At 32.9% G+C, this 18039-nt stretch carries 18 protein-coding genes; 8 read left to right on the forward strand and 10 right to left on the reverse strand.

Features of this window, described 5'->3' with window-relative positions:
- From ABTV69_RS07680 to ahcY, 5 genes are all read right to left on the reverse strand, one after another.
- Nucleotides 1–465: a GNAT family N-acetyltransferase gene (locus tag ABTV69_RS07680; RefSeq protein ID WP_433835101.1), complete on the reverse strand. Its 465-nt coding sequence runs from the start codon at nt 463–465 to the stop codon at nt 1–3.
- Nucleotides 466–538: 73 nt separating this feature from the next.
- Nucleotides 539–871, reverse strand: a complete 333-nt coding sequence (locus ABTV69_RS07685) for a DMT family transporter (RefSeq protein ID WP_433835103.1) — start codon at nt 869–871, stop codon at nt 539–541.
- A 42-nt stretch (nt 872–913) separates the two neighbouring features.
- Nucleotides 914–1996 carry a hypothetical protein gene (locus tag ABTV69_RS07690; RefSeq protein WP_433835105.1) on the reverse strand — a complete coding sequence of 361 codons (1083 nt, stop codon included), beginning with the start codon at nt 1994–1996 and terminating at the stop codon, nt 914–916.
- A 294-nt stretch (nt 1997–2290) separates the two neighbouring features.
- On the reverse strand, nt 2291–4609 hold the full coding sequence (locus ABTV69_RS07695) for a patatin-like phospholipase family protein (protein ID WP_433835107.1): 2319 nt from the start codon (nt 4607–4609) through the stop codon (nt 2291–2293).
- Between the two features lie 220 nt (nt 4610–4829).
- Complete coding sequence (gene ahcY / locus ABTV69_RS07700) at nt 4830–6146, reverse strand: adenosylhomocysteinase (protein WP_433835109.1); 1317 nt, start codon at nt 6144–6146, stop codon at nt 4830–4832.
- Between the two features lie 384 nt (nt 6147–6530).
- On the opposite strand from ahcY, the gene ABTV69_RS07705 reads away from it, so the two are divergent.
- The gene (locus tag ABTV69_RS07705; RefSeq protein ID WP_433835111.1) at nt 6531–7181 is read left to right on the forward strand and encodes a 4'-phosphopantetheinyl transferase family protein; all 651 of its coding nucleotides are present in this window, start codon (nt 6531–6533) and stop codon (nt 7179–7181) included.
- A gap of 113 nt (nt 7182–7294) precedes the next feature.
- On the opposite strand, the gene ABTV69_RS07710 is transcribed toward ABTV69_RS07705, so the two are convergent.
- The 3 genes from ABTV69_RS07710 to ABTV69_RS07720 all read right to left on the reverse strand — a co-directional run bounded on the left by ABTV69_RS07710 (nt 7295) and on the right by ABTV69_RS07720 (nt 8656).
- Nucleotides 7295–7693, reverse strand: a complete 399-nt coding sequence (locus tag ABTV69_RS07710) for a group III truncated hemoglobin (RefSeq protein WP_433835113.1) — start codon at nt 7691–7693, stop codon at nt 7295–7297.
- Nucleotides 7690–7977 (reverse strand): hypothetical protein, encoded by a 288-nt coding sequence (locus ABTV69_RS07715; RefSeq protein WP_433835115.1) that lies wholly within the window; start codon nt 7975–7977, stop codon nt 7690–7692. The genes ABTV69_RS07710 and ABTV69_RS07715 overlap by 4 nt, the downstream gene beginning before the upstream one ends.
- A gap of 82 nt (nt 7978–8059) precedes the next feature.
- Nucleotides 8060–8656 carry a Crp/Fnr family transcriptional regulator gene (locus ABTV69_RS07720; protein WP_433835117.1) on the reverse strand — a complete coding sequence of 199 codons (597 nt, stop codon included), beginning with the start codon at nt 8654–8656 and terminating at the stop codon, nt 8060–8062.
- Nucleotides 8657–8750: 94 nt separating this feature from the next.
- Here ABTV69_RS07720 and ABTV69_RS07725 point away from each other — a divergent pair, with 94 nt between their 5' ends.
- The 5 genes from ABTV69_RS07725 (at nt 8751) to ABTV69_RS07745 (ending at nt 15117) form a co-directional block, all read left to right on the forward strand.
- On the forward strand, nt 8751–9479 hold the full coding sequence (locus ABTV69_RS07725; protein ID WP_433835119.1) for a geranylgeranylglyceryl/heptaprenylglyceryl phosphate synthase: 729 nt from the start codon (nt 8751–8753) through the stop codon (nt 9477–9479).
- A gap of 21 nt (nt 9480–9500) precedes the next feature.
- Entirely contained in the window at nt 9501–10124 is a 624-nt protein-coding gene (gene pnuC / locus ABTV69_RS07730; protein ID WP_433835121.1) for a nicotinamide riboside transporter PnuC, read from the forward strand.
- A complete protein-coding gene (locus ABTV69_RS07735) occupies nt 10085–12199 on the forward strand; it encodes a DUF4301 family protein (protein ID WP_433835123.1) in 2115 nt (704 codons plus the stop codon). The genes pnuC and ABTV69_RS07735 overlap by 40 nt, the downstream gene beginning before the upstream one ends.
- A gap of 1 nt (nt 12200) precedes the next feature.
- Nucleotides 12201–12605 carry an alternative ribosome rescue aminoacyl-tRNA hydrolase ArfB gene (gene arfB, locus ABTV69_RS07740; RefSeq protein ID WP_433835125.1) on the forward strand — a complete coding sequence of 135 codons (405 nt, stop codon included), beginning with the start codon at nt 12201–12203 and terminating at the stop codon, nt 12603–12605.
- Nucleotides 12606–12948: 343 nt separating this feature from the next.
- Entirely contained in the window at nt 12949–15117 is a 2169-nt protein-coding gene (locus ABTV69_RS07745) for a TonB-dependent receptor (RefSeq protein ID WP_433835127.1), read from the forward strand.
- Between the two features lie 53 nt (nt 15118–15170).
- Here ABTV69_RS07745 and ABTV69_RS07750 read toward each other — a convergent pair whose 3' ends face one another.
- Nucleotides 15171–15587, reverse strand: coding sequence for a hypothetical protein (locus tag ABTV69_RS07750; protein WP_433835129.1), 417 nt, complete (start codon nt 15585–15587; stop codon nt 15171–15173).
- Between the two features lie 157 nt (nt 15588–15744).
- Here ABTV69_RS07750 and greA point away from each other — a divergent pair, with 157 nt between their 5' ends.
- Nucleotides 15745–16221 (forward strand): transcription elongation factor GreA, encoded by a 477-nt coding sequence (greA, locus tag ABTV69_RS07755; RefSeq protein ID WP_433835131.1) that lies wholly within the window; start codon nt 15745–15747, stop codon nt 16219–16221.
- A 65-nt stretch (nt 16222–16286) separates the two neighbouring features.
- Entirely contained in the window at nt 16287–16676 is a 390-nt protein-coding gene (locus tag ABTV69_RS07760; protein ID WP_433835133.1) for an HIT family protein, read from the forward strand.
- A 65-nt stretch (nt 16677–16741) separates the two neighbouring features.
- Here the strand turns inward: ABTV69_RS07760 and ABTV69_RS07765 are convergent, their stop codons facing one another.
- Nucleotides 16742–17893, reverse strand: a complete 1152-nt coding sequence (locus ABTV69_RS07765; protein WP_433835135.1) for a sensor histidine kinase — start codon at nt 17891–17893, stop codon at nt 16742–16744.
- Nucleotides 17894–18039 lie beyond the last annotated feature (146 nt).

The raw sequence follows: 18039 nt of genomic DNA on the forward strand, positions 1-18039 counted from the left end.
TTATTGTAATTCCTTCTCCATTTTATAATTGATCAGCTCAACTCCCAAACGAATATTTTTTTGCTCGACTTTTACAACAAATCCTTTCTTTTGAAAAAAGGTTTTTGCTGTTATACTTACGTCTGAAGTTATAACTTTTGAACGATTATTTTTGGCTTCTAGTTCTAATTGGTTTAGGATTTTATATGCAATTCCCTGTCTTTGAAAATCTTTATGCATGTAGAAAAAATCAATGTAATTTCCATCTTTCAACGTTCCGAATCCTGTAATTTGATTTTCAATTATAGAAAGTAATACAAATTGATTTTCAATAACGTCAATCCAGCGCTCTTTGTTTTTTACACTAGAAATCCAAGCTTCAATTTGTTCTGGATTATAATCGTTTTTGCAAACCGATTGAATGGTTTCGACGTACAATTTTTGCATTTCTTCTAAGTCTGAAATTGTGGCTTTTTTGAAGATCATTATATAATTGATTTATAGTTGTTTTCAGGTCGTGATAGTATCAAATGATACTATCATAATACTCTAAAATGATTCAATGCGCTACAGTTTTTGAAAAAACATTAATTACAATTACACCAATTATAATCAATGCCAAGCCAATAATAGCTGGTAAATCAGGGATTTCTTTGAAGAAAATAGCTCCGATAATAGTAATCAAAACAATCCCAACTCCAGACCAAATCGCATAAGCAAAACCAACAGGAATTGTCCTGATTGCAAAACTTAAACAATAAAACGCGCCACAATAACCAATAGCAGTTATAATGCTCGGAAGCAGTTTCGTAAATTCTTCAGACTTTTTTAATGCCGATGTGGCAATGATTTCGAAGATTATGGCTGCGAATAGAAATAAGAAATTCTTCATGAGTTTGGCTTTTTGCAAAGATAAACTTTAAAGCGGAATGAATTATTTCAGATTGTCTTTTGCTGAAGAAACACTAATCAATTTATAACCGCTTTCTGTTCGCAAAAATTCAAAATGATCTTGTCCGTGATCTGTTTTGTTTTTCGGATTGATTATAATGTTCTTAACAGGATATTGCCAATCTTTAGATTCGTTGCAATTGTTGAAATAGATGTTATATTCGTCCGATTCAAAAATAAACGGATTTAATCCGTTAGAAGAGATAAAGTAATCTGAGTTTGTGTTTTTAAGCTCTTGAAGTTTTAGTTTTAAATAAGTGTAATTCTGACTGATGAATTTAGTTTTAGGTGCGTTGATCCAGCCATCAGGTTCTTTCCAATACGTAATTTTATCGAATGAATGTTTCTCTAAATTAGCCTTAGACAAATCCTTGAGCAAGGTATTTTCTAGCCAATATTTAAATTCTTTATCATAATTGATGAACGAATAATACAAACCATCAATGCCAAGAAAGCTATCTCTTTTTTTGTCTTTACTTGACTCTTTTGATTTTTCTAGGGAATAAAAATTAAGATCATCATTGTATGGGAAATTTTCAATTAAGATTTTATTGTTAATGTCAATGAGAAATTCTTTTCCTCCAGTCCATGTAAAATGTTCATCGTCAATTTTTGTTTTTATTGCGTCTTTTAAGACAATAATCATTCCGTTTCTTACTTTTGTTAAGTTGCTGTAAAGGGCTGGTATCGCGATTTTTCCTTTTCCATCGAAGATTCCCATTTTATTGGTTTTATAATCTGTAAATCTAATATATCCTTCGTTTTCGCAGTCTGGAGTATTATCAAAAAAATATAAGCTGTCTTGTCCAACAATTTTTCCTTGCTTAGTTAAATAATAATTTTTCCATATATCGTTTTCTTTTCCAGTAACGGCTATTATGTTTTCGAATTTGTTTGCCGTAATAGGGCCTGAAAATTTTGGTTCAATTTTAATAAGACCACTTTTGTCTTTAAATCCTATTAGCGTACTGTCTTTGTTGGAAAATGAAATCCAAATATCATTGCTTTGCCCAAATGCCAAAGAATTGAAGAAAAAGTATATAAGAAGTGCAAGATTTTTTTTCATAAAAAAATATTTAGCCTAAAGATAGGATAACGTTTTTGGAAATGAAATATTCTGGATTAACTAAATTACTTTTTTAAAAAACGTGAGCGTGAGGGATAGGAATAAGCTACCGAAGTAGCATGGATAGCCCGACAGCATCGCGATAAGAGGGCAAGTAAGCGTAAAGTGTATTTGCCCTCTTATCGTGATGCTGGCACGCCCAAATGATCTTTTTGTTTCAAGTTTCTGTTTTGTTAAAAAATGTGGCCAAACTTGAAACCTGAAACTTGAAACCTAAAACCTAAAACTTTTATTTTAAGGATTAAGAGACAATCCGACGCTGAAAAACAATCTTACTTTGTCTATATTATTTATCCAAGATGTATCAAAATGAATTGGACCTAAAATGGACTGATAGGAAATGGCCGCTCCTCCTGATATGACAAGGCTAGGTTCAATATTGTCGTCCCATTTTCCTTTAGGATTAAAGGCATGGTCGATGTAATTGTCAAAAGTATCAAAGCCAACGGTTGCAATATTAAAATGCGGTGTCAAATAGATTTTTCCAGTAATATTTACTTGAGAAGCGAGTTTAACTCCCATGTATTGCGTAACATTTAACTCATCTTCGTGAAGACCCGCTAACTGAAAGCGATTACTGCCAGAACTTGGAATTATTCCACCTAAGAAATATTTTGCGGCGAAACCCAAACCTGAAAATGAAAGTTCATTTTCTTTAAGTTTATCTTGAAAAATAAAATAAGAATCAAAGCCGGCAATTCCCGTAACTTTCTTTTTTAAAGTTACTCTTCTTTCAAAACTAAAACCAAATTTTGTATAGCCATTTGTTGAGCCCGAAATAGTGCTTAATTCTGGATCATTAAGAGAAGCCTCTATATCGGTGAGAAATGATCTTGAAATATTCGATTTTATTATGGTTCCGTTAGTAGCAAAGAAAACTTTATCCATATCGTTATAGGAATAGTGGAGGTTGAATTCGATATTATTAAAATTGTAGTTATTTAATGAAGGGGAGTTTGGATTGTACTCCCGATTGTACTTTGGTTTTAAATTGGTGTAATGATAATTTAAGCCAAAACCGAAGTAGCTTTTTAGAGAGTTTAAATTTCTGTTTATTTCATTGTTGAATTCGAAAGCATTGTAAAGCATATTATCTGAAGCCTTTCCATTGATGTAAATTTCTTGCCTCAAAAAAGCACCATAACCTTCAGTCATCCACCACCATTCTCTGTGCCCACCAAAATTTTTCTGATAATTGATTCTAGCTTTTGGCTGTTCTGCGATATCAGCGGTTATCAAGAGACGGGAAGCATCCGCGAGAACGTTTCTTCCAGTGTAATTAAAAATGATGCCAACACCTCTGTAGGTATCGTAATGAATTGAAGTGTTTAGCTGATTTTTGGCGCGCTCAAATCCAAATAAGGTGATTCCGAGTTTGTCTTCGTCTTTTATGAAATAGCTGTAGGTTATCTCTTCAAAAAGATTAGTTCCCATAGCTCTATTTAGCCCGTCAATTAAATCTTTTGTGGTGTATTTTACATTTGTTTTAAGATTTGCTCTCCCTATTACCAAAGGAAGGTTTTCTGGACTTATTTTTTTATAAACGATAGTGTCTAGAACAAATTCTTTGGGCATATCGGGCAATTGGTGAGTGCGTTGCCGAAATTTTTTTAGTTTTTCAGATAGCTCAATTAAGGCAGGAAGATTTTGATTTGTTGCAATTCTACCGTCTTTATAGATTTCATCGCTATCGGCAAAATCTGCCGTTGAGAAACGCAGGTTGGGCAGGTGATCTACTAATATCGTGCACAAATCACGATTTGCGGGATTTTTAATATTACTCGGAAACATGCTGGTTTGCATTAGCACAGTCATAATATTATTTAGTTTGTCGACAGGTTCCATTCCGCCACCCACGTCGCTACCAATAATAATGTCGGCACCCATTTGTTTGGCAACATCTGTTGGGAAGTTATTTAGTACTCCGCCATCTACCAATACTGATTTTTCGTATGGCATTGGTTTGAAAATCGCAGGCAAAGACATACTGGCTCTCATGGCATAAGCTAAACTTCCTTTGCTTAAAATAACTTCTTTTCCTTCAGCCAAATCTGTAGCCATTGCTCTAAAAGGTATCGGCAGACTGTCAAAATCTTTAACGTTATAGACAGGAAAGGTCAATTCGGAAAGATATTCTCTAAGATTTTGATCGTTTAGAAGGGAACCAATACTATTAAGTTTACCATCTTTAACACCTATTCCAACAAGATATCTTTGAAATTCTCTTTTTTCTTCAGCGCTTACAGCTCGCAACGATTGGCCTCCGCCAAGGAGTTTATCCCAGTTAATATTTTTGGTCATTGTTTCAATGCTGTCTCCAGAGTAGCCCATTGCATACAAACCGCCAATGATGCTTCCCATACTATTTCCAACAATAAGATCCGGGACAATGTGTAAAGAGTCAAGTTTTTGCAAAAGTGGAATATGAGCAATTCCTTTTGCTCCACCACCGCTTAAGACTAATACGACTTTTGGCTTTTTTTCCTGAGAAAAAGTAGTTTGAGAGAGACTTATTAAAAATAAGAAGACGAGTAAATAAGATGCTTTTTTCAAATCTATAACATTTATTACTTTGATAAATAGAGACTTATTTCAAACATTAAAAATAAGTAATATTTATAAAAGAATGATTTTTTGAGGAAAAATTGTTTCAAGTTTATGCAACGTCACTTGAAACCTGAAACAAAAAAGAAACCCGACAAGTTTTAAAAACTTGTCGGGTTTGATGTATTTCTAAAAATCAGAAATCTACAATCTTAAATCTAAAATTGATTTAGTATCTGTAGTATTCTGGTTTAAATGGACCATGAACTTCAACACCAATATAAGCAGCTTGATCTTCTCTTAGAACTTCAAGTTCAACACCTAATTTAGCTAAGTGTAAAGCAGCAACTTTTTCATCTAAATGTTTTGGTAACATGTAAACTTCATTTTTGTAAGCTGCACTGTTGTTCCATAATTCGATTTGAGCTAAAGTTTGGTTTGTAAATGAGTTACTCATTACAAAACTTGGGTGACCTGTAGCACAACCTAAGTTTACTAAACGACCTTCAGCCAAGATGATGATATCTTTACCGTTGATGTTGTATTTGTCAACTTGTGGTTTGATTTCGATTTTAGATGCACCGTGGTTTTTGTTTAACCAAGCCATATCAATTTCGTTATCGAAGTGACCAATGTTACAAACAACCGTTTTATCTTTCATTTGCTCGAAGTGCTCTCCAAGAACGATATCTTTGTTTCCTGTAGTAGTAATGATGATATCAGCATTAGCAATTACAGTGTTTAATTTTTTAACTTCATAACCGTCCATTGCAGCTTGTAAAGCACAAATTGGATCGATTTCAGTAACAGTTACGATAGAACCAGCACCTCTGAAAGAAGCAGCCGTTCCTTTTCCAACGTCACCGTATCCACAAACAACAACTCTTTTTCCAGCTAACATTAAGTCAGTTGCACGACGTACAGCATCTACAGCTGATTCTTTACATCCGTATTTGTTGTCAAATTTAGATTTAGTAACAGAATCGTTAATGTTGATTGCAGGCATTGGAAGAGTTCCAGCTTTTACTCTTTCGTAAAGTCTGTGAACACCAGTTGTAGTTTCTTCAGAAAGACCTTTAATTCCAGCAACTAATTCTGGGTAACGATCAATAACCATGTTAGTTAAATCTCCACCGTCATCTAAGATCATGTTCAATGGTTTTCTTTCTTCACCAAAGAATAAAGTTTGCTCGATACACCAGTCAAATGACTCCTCGTCAAGACCTTTCCAAGCGTAAACTGAGATTCCAGCAGCAGCAATAGCAGCAGCAGCTTGATCTTGAGTAGAGAAAATGTTACAAGAAGACCAAGTAACTTCTGCCCCAAGAGCAATTAAAGTTTCGATCAAAACAGCAGTTTGGATCGTCATGTGTAAACATCCAGCGATACGAGCTCCTTTTAATGGTTGTTCGTCTTTATATTCAGCGCGAAGTGCCATTAAACCTGGCATTTCAGCTTCAGCTAGTTCAATTTCTTTTCTTCCCCAAGCCGCTAGAGAAATGTCTTTTACTTTGAAAGCCACATAAGGCGTTGTTGTAGTACTCATTTATATTATATTTGTCTAATTGTAAATTTTTTGCAAATTTAAGCAATAGCTTTTGAATTTTACTATTTTCTGTAAGATTTGTGAAATCTTTAATTTCTTAATCTCTAGAATGTTAGTTTAGGAATCGTTTTTGAACCGTATAAGTAATATAAGTTCATTTAAAAAGGTTCTTAACTATTACCTTTGTCGCTAATTGCTTATGCTTTTTAAAATATATAAGTGATATAAGTTTATTTAAAAAGGTTTCTTAACCATTACCTTTGCTACTAATTGCTTATATTTACTAATACATTAATTTTAGCCACAGTTATATTTCCTTATATGACTTATATGGTTTAAAATTAAATTTACAATTCACCATTCATAATTTACATTTAAAAAGAAATGCCTTTATTTCAGACCATACAATTTAACAATACTACTAAAATTTTAATTTGGGAAATAACCGAATCCTTTGATGAATTGTACAGTCAGGTTACTTTGAAGGAAAAAACCCAACGAAGATTGGACGGGATGAAGTCTCAAATGCATCAGCGTGCTTTTTTAAGCGTTCGGATGCTGATTCAGGAAATGGGCTTTACGGATAAAGACCTGCATTATGACGAATTTGGTAAACCGTATTTCGACTGTCATAATCATATTTCAATTACGCATTCCTACCATTTTGCAGCGATTATCATCAGCCATGAAAAGGTTGGAATTGATATGGAATTGCAGCGAGAAAAGATTCAGAGAATTGCGGATAAATTTACAGATTTTGAATGCGATTATTTAGATCCGTCATCTGTAGAAGAATACATAAAAAAACTTACCGTAATTTGGGGAGCCAAAGAGGCGATCTTTAAAATCAGAAATGAAAAAGGTATTAGTTTTAAAGATCATATTAACGTAAATGATTTTTCTTTAAACGAAAGTAAAACCTTATCAAGCCTTCATTTTGATAATCTCATAAAAGACTTTGATGTGCATTATCAAGAAGTCCAATCAGATAATTTTGAAGGTAAGTTTACTTTGGTTTATGCTTTTGAGAAGTAACGACAAAGTTGGGCATTGCGAGGAACGAAGCAATCTCATTTGCTAAATCAATCTTAGTGTGATTAGCTTACGCTCCGTTCGCTTCACTCGAGTGCTTTGTTCCTCGCAAGGACTTATACTTCACTTTCTTTTTGTCTATGCTGAAACATACTCATATATAAAAAAGTGCTCATTTTTCTGGCACGTCTTTTTAATGTATCAGCATTTTCTCCTTCAAAATGCTCATCTATAGTTTGAAACCAGTGATTTAACCATATTCCAAATTCGTTTGTTGTGATTTTTTCGTCAAAATGAGCATCGACTTCATTATGAACCGCATGCGGATTCCCTTTGTATTTGCGAACGCCAAATAAATTGGTTTCCCAAAAATCAGTTAGTTTTTCGAGATGCGCATCCCAATCAGAAATCATTTCATTAAAATAAAAGCCGATTTCTTCATCGGCTCTTATTTTACCATAAAACTGATGAACCAAAAAGGAAACATCAGCTCTATTTTCTATTTGTTTTCTCATAGAATTAAACTATTTAAAAGTATAAAGAACAGGCTTAAAAATCCGCTTAACATTATAAGGTTGAAAACTACTTTGTGTTTCATTTGCGCCAAGATAGAGGTATTTGCGAAAACACAAGTTAAAACAATAATTCCTAGTTGAATCATTTGCGGAATTGAAGTTCCATTAGCTAGAACATACATTGCAGCGGCGCCTCCTAAACAGCTTTGTCCAATTACTGCCATTGCAGCAGAACCCATATAATTTCTATTGAAAATGTCGAATGTTGTTTGATATAGTGTCATGATATTCAGTTTTTTATATCAACAAATTTACGCCGACAATAGTGCTGCATTTTATGACTTTAATCATAAAAAGAGAATTTTTTTATCTGTATACTTTTCGATTTATAATCTTCAATTCGCCTTTTTTCTCTAACGCTTTTATGGTTCTAATGACGGTTTCGACGCGTAAACCAGTTAGATCTCCAATTTGTTGTCTAGTAAAATTAATCAAATAGCCATTTTTGTCTTTTTGAAAATTAAAATAGGCAATTCCGTGATCGATTAGTTTTAAGACACGATGTTCTGGTTCATGTGTCGAAATTTCTGCAGCCATAATTGATTTATAGTACAGTCGCTGTGCAAGGTTTTCAATTATTGTAATGCTGACTTTTGGATTTTCTTCTAAAAGCTTCATAAAGTTTTCTTTTGGAAGAATAAAGATCACAGCGTTTTCTACAGCAATTGCATTCGCAGGATATTTTTGATTCAAAAATAGAGGAGGCTCTCCAAAAGATTGACCGTTATAAAATATACCTTGAATAAATTCGCGTCCGTCATCATTATAATTACTCATCTTTACTTCACCAGAAATAATTTGATAGTAGTGCAATGGCAGATTTCCTTCTTCGAAAATAAAATCATTTTTGTCAAATGCTTTTTTTATAACACCGTATTTTTCTAGTAATTCAACTGTAATCATAATGTATTATTTACGTTATCAAAAAACGTTCAACAAATATAATTCATTCAAGATAGTTCTTCTACATTAAAAATCTTTTACTTTTACACCCTGTATGCAAGAACAAGTACTCACGATTAGACAACAAATTTTAGATGCTAAAAGTAACGGCCAAAAATTACTGGCAGTACTTTTGGATCCGGATAAAATTGAACTGGAAAATTTGAATTATTTAATTGACAAAATTAATCGGTCTCCGGCAACACATGTTTTTGTTGGAGGAAGTATTGTTCAGAATACAATTCTTGAGGAATTGATTGCTGCATTAAAACAAAAGACTAACCTTCCCGTTATTTTATTTCCTGGAGATCCATCTCAGATTTCGCCAAAAGCTGATGGCATTTTGTTTCTATCGTTATTGTCTGGCAGAAATCCAGATTATTTGATCGAATATCAAGTTCAAGCGGCGCCAATTCTTAAAAAGACTAATTTAGAAGTCATTTCTACAGGTTACATTTTGATCGAAAGTGGTAATGAAACGGCTGTTGCCCGTGTGAGCAAAACAAAACCTTTAAGCAGAGAAAATCTTGATTTGGTTCTGGCAACGGCTCAGGCGGGTGAAATGTTAGGAAACCAATTGATTTATTTAGAAGCAGGAAGTGGCGCAAAACAACCCGTTCCGACAGAAATGATTGAACTGATTTCTCAAAATGTAAAAATTCCTGTTATTGTTGGTGGGGGAATTGTAGATTTGCAAGGAATTCAAAAAGCATATATGGCTGGTGCAGATTTGGTCGTTATTGGAACTGCTTTTGAAAACAACAGTCATTTTTTTGACCTATAAATGCCTAATACCACTTTATCAATGATAGATTTTTTTCTAGACAGTTATAAGAATGCACCTTTATGGCATATTGCTTTAGAGTTTTTAGTTTTTGTTTGTGGGATTTTAAGTGTTTGGTTTGCTAAAAAAGAAAACATTTGGGTCTATCCAACAGGATTAATTGCTACTGTTATATCAGTTTATCTATTATATATTGCAGGCTATATAGGCGACATGATCATTAATGCGTATTTCTCCATTATGAGTATTTACGGATGGTATGTATGGGCTAAAGGAGGAACTGCAGAAGACAACCTACCGATTACCCGTACAAATTTTAATGAAAAAATAATCGGAATCTTACTGTTTATTGTAACCGTTTTTGTAGTTTTCGGGATTTATAAGTATTTCGATTATGAAATTCATAAAGACAATTATGTTGACATGATTTCGTCAGGGATATTTTTTGCTGGCATGTGGTACATGGCCAGAAAAAAAATAGAAAACTGGACACTTTGGATTATTGGTGATATTATTGTTGTGCCTCTTTATGCTTATCGCGGCTTAGGGATGTTGTCACTTCAGTATATAATTTTTACAATTTTGGCTATTTCAGCTTATTTAGAATGGAGAAAGATCTTAGACAGCAAAAAACAAACATCATAAAAATTGCTTTGTTTGGACCTGAAAGTACAGGTAAAACAACCTTAGCAAAACAGCTTGCAGAGTACTACGAAACAGAATGGGTTCCTGAGTTTGCACGTGATTATTTGCAAGAAAAATGGGAAGAGAATAAGCATATTTGTGTAGCTGATGATATGATGCCTATTGCTTATGGGCAGACTGCATTAGAAAACGAGAAATTGGCAAGGGCAAACAAATATTTGTTCTGTGATACCAATTTGATGGTAACCAAGGTGTTTTCTGAAATGTATTACGGTTTTTGTGATCCGCTTTTGAATGAAGCGGCATTAAAGCATGAATACGATTTGTTCTTCTTAACAGACATTGATGTTCCTTGGGAAAAAGACGATATTCGCGATACTCCTGAAGGAAGAGAAACGGTGTTTTCTGTTTTTAAGGAAACTTTAATTGATACAAAAAAGCCTTTCATAATCTTATCTGGTGATAAAGAAGCGAGATTGGCAAAAGCAACATCGATTATTGATAATTTGACTATTGCTAAAGAACATGATTTCTCATCTGCAGATTTTGTGCAGGTATATAATCGAGGAATTTCTTTTGATGCTATTTTAAAGCAGTTAGAGTTTTTTAATAACGGAATTGTAAAGAGTAATTTAGTAAATCCTGCGACAATTGGTAATGGAATTCTAAGTTTGTCAGAAAGTGACTTTGAAGAAAAAGTTTCTTTTTTTGATGACGAGAAAGAAAAATTAAAAATTAAAAAATTTGTTCCAGCTTCAGGTGCGGCAACAAGAATGTTTAAATTTTTAACTGCTTTCTTAAATGATTTTGATCTTCAGAAAGAAACTATAAATGCCTATATCAATAGAAAAAAAGATAAAGAATTAGCTCTTTTTATTGTTGGTATGGAGAAGCTTCCATTCTTTAACGAAGTAGACCAAAAATTAAGGGAAATTTATCCTGATTTTGAAACCCTTGAAAGAGATTACAAGAATTACTACTTTATAAAGTTATTACTTGCTCCTGAGTATTTTGATTTTGCGAATAAACCAAAAGCAGTATTGCCATTCCATTGGTATGAAACTCATATTGCGAATCCAATTGAAGAACATTTAAATGAATGTGTGCATTATGCTACTTCAAATATGGTTTCTAATTTGCATTTTACAGTTTCAGAAATCCACCAAAACTTATTTTACAAAGGAGTTGATGAGGTTATACAAAAAATTGAGGAGCCTTCAGGCGTAAAAATCAATATTGGATATTCATATCAAAACAAAAGCACAGATTCTATCACTATTTATGAGGATAATCAATTAGTAAAAGATAAAAATGGTCATTTAATTTTTAGACCAGGTGGTCATGGTGCTTTAATTGAAAATTTAAATAATCTGGATGCAGATGTAATTTTTATAAAAAATATAGATAATGTTATTCAGAATCATATAGACAAAATTACGTTGTATAAAAAGTCTTTGGCTGGTGTTTTAATTGAAATACAGCAAAAAGTTTTTTCTTATTTGAAAGCAATTGATCAAAATGAAATTTTAGAAAGTCATTTAGAAGGTATTGTATTGTTTTTAAAGGAGAAGCTTAATATTGAGATGAATAACGATTTTAATAAATTTACTTTTGAGAATAAATTAAGTAAGGTTAAAGAACTTTTAGACCGACCAATTCGTGTGTGCGGAATGGTTAAAAATGAAGGAGAACCTGGAGGAGGGCCATTTTGGGTTTTGAATGATAAAGGAGAAGTCTCACTTCAAATTGTTGAAACCTCTCAGGTAGATTTGACTAATAAAAAACAGCAGATTATTTTGGCTGAAGCAACACATTTCAATCCAGTAGATTTGGTTTGTGGTATTAAAAACTATAAAAACGAGAAATTCGATTTATTACAGTTTGTAGATCAGAAAGCTGGTTTTATTGTAGAAAAAAGTTTTGAAGGAAAAACAGTGAGAAGTTATGAGTTACCAGGATTATGGAATGGTTCAATGGCTAATTGGTTAACGATTTTCGTTGCTGTTCCATTGATTACTTTTAATCCAGTAAAAACGGTAAACGATTTATTGAAAGCGGCACATCAGCCACAATAATATGGAAGCAGAAAAAATCATATCAGAATTAAACTTTAAAGCTGTCCGCAGTAGTGGTTCTGGCGGTCAAAACGTAAATAAAGTTTCGTCTAAAGTAGTTCTAAGTTTTGATTTAAATGCGTCACAAGCTTTATCTGATGATGAAAAATTGCTTTTGAAAGAAAATATAGCGGCACGTTTAACATCTGAAAACATCCTGATTTTAAACTGCGACGAAGACCGAAGTCAGCTTAAAAACAAAGAAATTGTAATTAAAAGATTTCTGGAAATTGTCAAAAAAGGATTGTATGTTCCGAAAGTTAGAAAGGCTACAAAAGTACCTAAAGCGGCAATTAAAAAGAGAATCAAAGAAAAGAAAAACATTTCTGATTTGAAACAATCAAGAAGGAAACCAAAGTTAGAGTAAATACCAATTTTAAAATACCAAATTCCAAAACAGTCGTAGAAAGCTATTTTGGAATTTGGATTTTTTTTTTTTTGAATTTAAAGAAATCATATTTGGAATTTCACAAATTGGAATTTTAAAAAGAATTTCTTTTTTGGCGTTTTAAATATTTTAACACTAAATTTGCACTGTCTCAAAGGGGTGCTCTAAATAACGAGCTGAGATCATACCCAAAGAACCTGAGCGAGTAATGTTGCTAAGGGAAAAACGACACTATCGAGCTTACACACTTTATTTTGTCGGGAAACACATTTATTAATTTAACAAAAGAATAATTCCCCCTTTTATTCGTAATTCTTTACGAATGAAAACTATTTTTGAAGGTACTAAGGTACTAAGTTGTAAAGGTTCTAAGGTTGAAAATCTAAATAGAACCAAATCTATTTTCTTTACTCTATCCTCTATTTTCTTTACTCTGCACTCTTTTGCGCAACAACAGCAAAAAGACTCTACAAAAGTAAATTCTCTTGATGAGGTTTTGGTTTCTGCGGTTCGTGTTACTTCGAAGACTCCGGTGAGTTTTAGTAATATGGACAAAAAAGAAATTAAATATAGAAATTTAGGTCAGGATATTCCTGTTCTGATGAACTATATGCCTTCGGTTGTAACTACTTCAGACGCAGGAAATGGCGTTGGTTATACCGGAATTAGAGTGCGTGGAAGCGACGCAACACGTGTAAACGTTACCATAAACGGAATTCCATACAACGATGCAGAAAGTCAAGGAACATTTTGGGTAAATATGCCCGATTTTGCTTCTTCTGTAGAAAGTCTTCAATTGCAGCGTGGAGTTGGAACGTCTACAAATGGAGCGGGTGCGTTTGGAGCTAGTTTAAATTTATTGACAGATAATTATGCTAATAAAGCAACTGGCGAGATTTCAAGTTCTGCTGGATCATTCAATACATTCAAAAACACAGTGAAATTTAGCACTGGTTTGATGAATGATCATTTTGAAATTGCTGGACGTTTGTCTACAATAAAAACAGATGGTTATATTGATCGAGGAAGCGCAGATTTAAAATCGTATTTTCTTCAAGGAACTTATGTTGGCAAAACAACCTTGATCAAAGCTTTGGTTTTTGGTGGAACTCAAAAAACATATCAATCTTGGAACGGAATTGACGGAGAAACATTAAACGATAACAGAAAATATAATTCGGCAGGAGAATACACAGATGAGTTTGGTGTAACGCGTTATTATGATAATGAAACGGATAATTACAATCAAGACCATTATCAATTGCATTGGAGCGAATCTCTTTCTGATAAATGGAGTACAAATTTTGCGTTGCATTACACAAAAGGAAAGGGGTATTTCGAAAATTACAAAGAAGATGCAGACATGACGGAGTACGGTTTAAATCCCGTTGGAGCTGTGACAACTACAGATTTGATTCGCCAAAAATGGTTGGATAATGATTTCTACGGAACTACTTTTTCTGCTAAATATGTAACAGAAGATTTGAATGTTATAGTAGGCGGAGGCTGGAACAAATACGAAGGAGATCATTTCGGAAAAGTAATCTGGGCTAGATACGCTTCTCAATCTGAATTAGGAGATCATTATTACGATGATTATTCGGCAAAAACAGACGGTAATATTTTCGCGAAAGCAAATTATCAATTCACAGAAAAATTAAGTCTGTACGGAGATCTGCAATATAGAAATGTAACATATAAAGCGAATAGTGCAGAAACTGGTTTAGTAGACGATAACTTCAATTTCTTTAACCCAAAAGCGGGTTTAAATTATGCTTTTACTCAAAATAGCACTTTATATTTTTCGTACGCAAGAGCGAATCGTGAGCCAAATAGAACAGATTACGAAGGTGGAAACGTAAAACCAGAAAAATTAAACGATTACGAGTTGGGCTGGAGGTTTAATACAGAGAAATTCCAATTGAATTCGAATGTATATTATATGGCGTATAAAGATCAGCTAATCTTAACGGGAAGACTAGATGATGTTGGAAACCCAATTCGTGCCAATACGGAGAAAAGTTACCGTTTAGGTTTTGAGTTTGATGCTACAATTGCGCTTTCTGAGAAATTTACTTTAAGACCAAACTTTACTTTAAGCAGCAACAAAAATGTTGATTTAGCAGTTGATGGAGAATTTTACGGTACAACAAAAATTGCTTATTCTCCAGAAGTTATCGCAGGAAACGTTATCGTGTATAAACCAATTGAAGGGTTGTATCTTTCGTTATTGCAAAAATACGTTGGAGAACAATACATGAATAATATTGAACTTCCGGCAGCAAAACTGGCAGATTACTTTGTAAATGATTTTAATGCTTCTTACGAAATAAAACCTAAATCAATTTTCAAATCGATTGCCATTACTGCTTTAGTAAATAATATTTTTGATAAAAAATATGTTTCAAATGGATACATGTGGGATGTTTATCCATACTACTATCCCCAAGCGGGAACAAATTTCTTAATTGGTTTAAATTTGAAATTCTAACAAATTAAGACATAAAAAAGCCTGAAGAATAATTTTCAGGCTTTTTTTGTGTCTTAATTATATACATGAACAACAGTCCCGGAATATTCTACTCGATATTGTTTCATTGGATATTCTTTCCCTCCAAGTCCTGTAAATAAATTATATTGTGTTTTATCGCAAGAACAAACGGCATAAATTCCGTCTAGTGTCATGGCTGTGCAAGAAGTCAAAGCCTGATTTGGGCAAGCTGCATCAAATGCAGTATAAGTTCCTTCGCCTGTTTTCATAACAATAATTCCTTTTGCACCATAATTGGCTACATAAACAGGATTACTTACATATCTTAAATTATTATAAGTCGGAAGATTGTAGTCAAGATAGGCGTTTATAGAATAATTGGGAATGTAAGGATTGTTGTTGCTTCTGTTGTTGTCGCTACAAGAAAATAAAATAGCAGAAAATGCGATAAAAAACCAGATTTTTTTCATTATTTGAATCAGAATTAGTTAAAACAAAAATAATTTATTTAGATTTGAAATCTATATGATTAACATATAATTATGTACTATTAAAAATTATAGTATATTTGTGGTAAGAAAATCCCGTCGCGATGGGATTTTTTGTATTTATATAAACGATGAAGTTATGAGTAAAGTATCTTATTATACAGCTGAAGGATTAAAAAAATTAAAAGATGAATTGGAGCACTTAAAAAGTGTAATGCGTCCAAAAGCATCTCAAGATATTGCAGATGCAAGAGATAAAGGAGATTTGTCTGAAAATGCAGAATATGATGCCGCAAAAGAAGCACAAGGTTTATTAGAAATGAGAATTTCTAAACTAGAAGAAGTATATGCAAATGCAAGATTAATTGACGAATCTCAGTTAGATGTTTCTAAAGTTTTGGTTTTATCGAATGTAAGAATCAAAAACCAAAGTAACGGAATGGAGATGAAATATACGCTTGTTGCGGAAAGTGAAGCCGATTTAAAAACAGGAAAAATCTCTGTAACTTCTCCTATTGGTAAAGGTTTACTTGGGAAATCTGTTGGCGAGGTAGCTGAAATTACAGTTCCAAATGGAGTTTTAAAATTCGAAATTCTTGAAATTACAAGAGACTAATTCTAGTTTAACCGTTTAATCGTTAAAATCGGTTAAACGAATAAACGATTAAACAAATAAACGAAATGGCATCAATATTCACTAAAATAGTAAACGGAGAAATTCCTGCATATAAAATCGCTGAAGATGAAAATTATTTAGCTTTTTTAGATGTAAATCCAAATGCTAAAGGACACACGCTTTGTATTCCGAAGCAAGAAATCGATAAGATTTTTGATATGGATGAGGATTTGTATTTAGGTTTAATGAAATTTTCAAAAAGAGTTGCTGCAGCCCTAGAAAAAACAGTTCCATGCAAAAGAGTCGGCATCGCTGTTGTTGGGCTTGAAGTGCCTCACGCTCACGTACATTTAATTCCGTTAAACGAAATGGATGAAATGCGTTTCATTAATAAAGTATCGCTTTCAAAAGAAGAATTCGAAGCTTTAGCAAAAGATATTCAATCTAATTTGTAATACAGAATTGTCAGGCTGAGCGAAGTCGAAGCCATTAGTTATATATTTAAAGTGCAGTAAATTGATTACTGCACTTTTTTATTTAATGCAATCTGAAAAGTCGTTCCTTTTCCAATTTCAGAATTAAGGACTTTAATTTTTCCGTTGTGGTATTCTTCTACAATTCTTTTAGTTAAAGAAAGACCTAGTCCCCAACCACGCTTTTTTGTAGTATATCCCGTTTCAAAAATAGTTTTAAATTGCTTTTTAGGAATTCCGGTCCCTGAATCTTTAATATTGATTTTTACCTGATGCACATCTTGCTCGATCTGAAGATCTAGTGTTCCTTTTCCTTTCATAGCATCAATTGCATTTTTTACCAAATTTTCTATAGTCCAGCTGTGCAATGTTGGGTTTATCATTCCTAAAATGGGTTCATTTGGTGCTTGAAATGAAAAGGCAACTTGTTTAGAAAAACGAGATTGCAAATACTCATAAGCCGTTTTGGTTTCTTCCACTATGTCATGAAGTTCTAATACTGGAATCGAACCAATTTTAGAGAAACGATCTGTAATGGTTTGCAAACGTTCAATATCTTTTTCAATTTCGGTACTAATCGAGGAATCTATATTTTCGGTTTTTAAAATTTCTACCCAACCAATTAATGAAGAAAGTGGAGTTCCAATCTGATGTGCCGTTTCTTTCGCCATTCCCGCCCAAAGTTTGTTTTGGGTCGCCATTTTAGTGCTTTTGTAAAAATTATAAATTAAAGCAATACAAAGAAAAATAATTAGAAGCAACGCAATTGGATAATACTTCAGTTTGTTTAATAATGCAGAATTGCCATAATACAAGGTTTGATATTTTCCTGGAGCATATTCAAAAGTAATTGGTTCATTCTCGTTCTTTAGCTTATTTAAAAAAGCCGTTCTTTTTTTCTTATCATTGAGAATCTCATCTGGAACGTTTACAGAACTTACCACATTATCATAAAGCATGATAATGCCCGGAATAGAAGTATTGTTGCTAAAAATTTGAAGAGGTAGTTCTACGTCGGTGTTTTCGTTTGCATTTACAAGCGTAATCTGTGCATTTACAAACAAGTTCATTTTTAAACGCTCCTCATTTTTAAAAATTTGGAAGAAAGAATAAGTGTTCCAAAGAATTAGAGAAATGATTATAAAACAAACAGAGATAATAATCCAGCGGATTGTATTTGTTCTTTCAGAAAAAGACATATCAGTTATTTTGAGGTATAAATATAACGAAATATATACATTTTATATTTTGCCAGTGCCTAAAGATTTTTCGTTTTTATCTGTAAAACTATTTCTTCGAATTAAACCATTTCAATACTTTTGTAGTTGCAAAAATGAGATTTTGT

Source organism: Flavobacterium anhuiense (genome assembly GCF_050990855.1).
GTDB lineage: Bacteria > Bacteroidota > Bacteroidia > Flavobacteriales > Flavobacteriaceae > Flavobacterium > Flavobacterium anhuiense_C.